This window comes from Ruminococcus sp. MCC718, assembly GCF_018783905.1.
Taxonomy (GTDB): Bacteria; Bacillota; Clostridia; order Lachnospirales; family Lachnospiraceae; genus Hominisplanchenecus; species Hominisplanchenecus faecis.
Map to the genome: position 1 here is coordinate 1 of NZ_WQNP01000149.1, position 261 is coordinate 261.

A 261-nucleotide genomic window follows, 5' to 3' on the forward strand; every position below is an offset into this window, starting at 1 on the left:
TACTATGTTTCAGTTCTTGTAGAACTGCCGGATAACAAGACAGCTGATAATTCCAATGAAGGAATTGGCATTGATCTTGGATTAAAGGATTTCGCCACTGTTTCTAATGGTAAAACTTATAAGAATATTAACAAATCAGCAAAATTAAAGAAACTTGAAAAACAACTTATTCGAGAACAGAGAAGTCTTTCTCGAAAATATGAAAATTTACAGAAAGGAGAATCCACTCAAAGAGCGAATATACAAAAACAAAAGTTCAAG

1 protein-coding gene is annotated in these 261 nt (G+C 31.8%); it reads left to right on the top strand.

All coding sequences use genetic code 11. The features are described from left to right. Positions 1-261, top strand: a 261-nt coding sequence (locus tag GPK60_RS15755; RefSeq protein WP_215660326.1) for a transposase, incomplete at both ends; no start/stop codon positions are given.